Annotated in this window: 4 protein-coding genes; 2 read left to right on the forward strand and 2 right to left on the reverse strand. The window is 64.6% G+C overall.

The annotated features are described in order from the left end of the window. A partial coding sequence (locus tag BMI01S_RS36515) for a hypothetical protein (protein WP_042293043.1) occupies window positions 1–211 on the reverse strand: 211 nt, incomplete at its 3' end. A 366-nt stretch (window positions 212–577) separates the two neighbouring features. Here BMI01S_RS36515 and BMI01S_RS44390 point away from each other — a divergent pair. Continuing rightward, a complete protein-coding gene (locus BMI01S_RS44390) occupies window positions 578–1117 on the forward strand; it encodes a helix-turn-helix domain-containing protein (RefSeq protein ID WP_042293046.1) in 540 nt (179 codons plus the stop codon). Next, window positions 1114–2445, forward strand: a complete 1332-nt coding sequence (locus tag BMI01S_RS36525) for a HipA domain-containing protein (RefSeq protein WP_028233004.1) — start codon at window positions 1114–1116, stop codon at window positions 2443–2445. The genes BMI01S_RS44390 and BMI01S_RS36525 overlap by 4 nt, the downstream gene beginning before the upstream one ends. A gap of 576 nt (window positions 2446–3021) precedes the next feature. On the opposite strand, the gene BMI01S_RS42305 is transcribed toward BMI01S_RS36525, so the two are convergent. Continuing rightward, a partial coding sequence (locus BMI01S_RS42305; protein ID WP_169745503.1) for a hypothetical protein occupies window positions 3022–3230 on the reverse strand: 209 nt, incomplete at its 5' end.

Below are 3230 nucleotides of genomic sequence, written 5' to 3' on the forward strand. Positions count from 1 at the left end.
ACGCCGGCGCCCCGCCCGCGCAGGCGCGCGCTACGCTGGCGGCGCGGCCCGCGCTGCTACGCTGCATCGCACCCCAGCGCGCCCTGTCGCGCACCGCGCGGCCCCCGCGCCCGCGCTGCTCGTCTGCGAGCGAGGTCGTGCACGGCACGAGCACCGTGCGTGCCGCCGCGCCCGGGCCGCTCGCGAGCGCTGTCGCGCACGGCACGAGCATGGCGCCCACCGCGCCGCGCGCAAAGTCGCCTCCGCGCGAGCAGTGCCGAGCACCGTATCGCCACGCGCCAGCCCGCGCGCGACCGGTGCAAAACCGTGCGATCGCACGTTTTTTCCACCTGTTCACAGCGCAAAATGCAGAAACCATGCGATCGCACTTTTTTTGCGCGTCAGTCCGGGCCGGGGCGCCGAAACTGTGCGATCGAACGGTTTTTCGTCAGTGGGACCCAGATGAAGCGCAGAACCTTGCGATTGCACGATTTCGCTGCTTGAAACCGCCAAATCAGGCACAATACTCGTCGAACGCAAGGTTTTTACATGGGCGCGGCAGGCCGGCCCAGATCCACATTACGAGGCAACCTCCGTCATGCACTACACCATCGACCAGGCCTCCGACATCGGAGGGGTGATCCGGGCGGCGCGCAAGGCCCAGCAACTCCGGCAGGACGATGCCGCGGGCAGCATGGGCGTGAGCGAGTCATTTCTTGGCAAGGCGGAAGCCGGCGCCGAATCGGTCCAGTGGGGCAAGCTCTTTCTGATCCTTCAGGGCCTCGGCGTGCGCGTGAGCGTGGACATTCCGGATGCGGATGAGGGCCTCCTGAAGGCGCAGTCGATCAAGGCGCAACATCGCGCAGCGGTACGAGCGTTTCGCGCAGCGGAGCAGACAGCCGAGAAGTGGAAGCTTCGGGGCGAGCTCCTCTCAGCGACGCCGACCGGCACTCTCAGTACCCTTCGCCCAGAGCGCGCGAAAGCGATCGCAGAGCTTTTCCGTAAGGCAAAACGGGTGCTCGATACGGCCTCGCCTGACGCGCGCGCGAGCGACACCCTCACGCGCGCGCGCAACGTCCTCGCGCACGCCGAGGACGCCAGCGAGCAAAAGACCGGTAAAGGGAATGCCCGCAAATGACCGAGCGCACCCTTCTCGCCTCGATCGATCACCAACTGATCGGCACGCTGCATGAAAACCAGAACCTGTGGGCGTTCGAATATGACCCGGCGTGGCTCGCCAATCCTGATCGGTTCGCACTGAGCCCGCACCTGCCCCTGCAGGCGGAGATCCTGCGCGATGGTGCCACCCGGCGTCCGGCGCAGTGGTACTTCGACAATCTGCTCCCGGAAGAGCGAGTGCGCGAGTTGCTCGCGAGCGACGCGAAGCTGCCGGACGTGAATGACGCCTTTGCCCTGCTCGAGTACTACGGGCGGGAGTCAGCCGGCTCGGTCACCCTGCGTGCGCCCGAGGCGGCCGCCGAAGGCGATCAGGAAGCGAACCTGCGGCCACTGAGCGACGAGGAACTCAACGAGCGCATCCGCAACCTTCCGGAGGTCCCGCTCACGCACGATGCCCCCAAAAAGATGTCGTTGGCGGGCGCGCAGCACAAGCTGGCGGTGGTGGTGCGCGATGGCCAGCTCTTCGAGCCGAGCGGACAGGCCGTGTCCACGCACATCCTGAAGCCAAACCACGCGCAGACGAACGCCTACCCGAGTACCGTGGTCAACGAGTGGTTCACCATGAAACTGGCAGCGAGCGTCGGTCTCGAGGTCCCCAATGTGGAGCGGCGCTACGCGCCCGCACCCGTGTATCTCATCGAGCGGTTCGACCGCGAGATGCAGAACGGTACGGTGGTGCGCCGGCACGCGATCGACGGCTGCCAGTTGCTCAATCTTGCCGCGACGATGAAGTACTCGAGCTGGTCGGTCGGCGCGCTCGCGGAGCTCGCCGCGAAATGCCGTGCGCCAGCACCCGCGCGAATGCGACTCTTCCGGTGGCTGGTGTTCTGCGTGCTGGTCGGCAATGGGGACTCGCACCTGAAGAACACGAGCTTTCTCGTGACGGCCAACGGGATCACGTTGGCGCCCTTCTACGATCTGCTGTGCGAGGCCGTGTACGAGACTCGCAACTACAGCGACAAGGGCCGCTGGCCTGACTTGACGGAATTCACGCGCGAGGTCTGCGGTGTGCAGCGCTACGCCGACTTTAGTCGCGAAGTTCTGGAAGAGGCCGGCGAGCAACTCGGCCTGACTCGCGCAACCGCCGCGCGCCAGATCACCGAACTGCTCATTCGCATCCCGGCCGAGGCCACAGCCCTGCTCACCCAGGTCGAGCAGGAAACTGACGCGCTCGCGCGCGAGCGACCGGAGCTTCGCGCAACCCTCGGCGGCGAGCTGCAGCTGCTGCGAGCGATCCGCCATATCGTGATTCAGGAGATGGTTGCGCGCGTATCGGGCCACGCGTGAGGCGCAGGCCAAAGCGCCGCGCAGCGCGGCGCCTTGGCACCCGCTTACTCGTAGTCGGCCAGGTGGAAGACGTGCGATCGCACCGAGGCGAGCGCTGGCGGATTGGTGCAATGGCGCCAGAGTTTTGCGACTGATCGTCAGAGCTGGCGCGAGTGGCCTGCCGAATGCTCGCCCCGGCGATTGCCGTGGGGCCGGTATGCCAGTCGAACCGGGAGCGTCAGACGATGGTCGATGTACGCACTTCCATGCATCGGGTCGGCGCCTTAGCAAATTCACCCACCCGCATCGTCGGTCCGAGTGCGGCCAGGAACCGTCTTTCGCAGTCGATTAGCGAACGTCTGTTGATGCGCGACGAGTCGCCATTAAGCGAAGCTACGGCGACCGACAATACGTGGTGCAAAGGTGGCTTCTTAGCATCGCCGGCACTGGATTAGTCGTCAACAAGTAAGGTCCGCGCTCCAAAAGCGAATTGTGCAGACCTTTCGTAGTCGCGAAACCAATCAATATCCATCTGTCAGCAAGACTTATCTTCCGTCGGCACCTGCGTAGCAGGCGCCACAAGTCCAACTCCACTATTTACAAGCCGGTAGCGGTATCGATAAACGCATAGCCGAACGGATCACTCACCGCGGCAGGTGTGCCGGCAACGATTGCTGTGCGGTCCTCATGATGCCATCCGCTCTCGAAGTTGAACCACAGCGCATGAATGTGTCCGTCCGCAGAGCGGAACAGGTTATGTTGCTCCACGAGCCCTGTCGCGCTGTTCACGAAGGCATAACCTAACA

The organism is Paraburkholderia mimosarum LMG 23256 = NBRC 106338, from assembly GCF_000739815.1.
Lineage (GTDB): Bacteria > Pseudomonadota > Gammaproteobacteria > Burkholderiales > Burkholderiaceae > Paraburkholderia > Paraburkholderia mimosarum.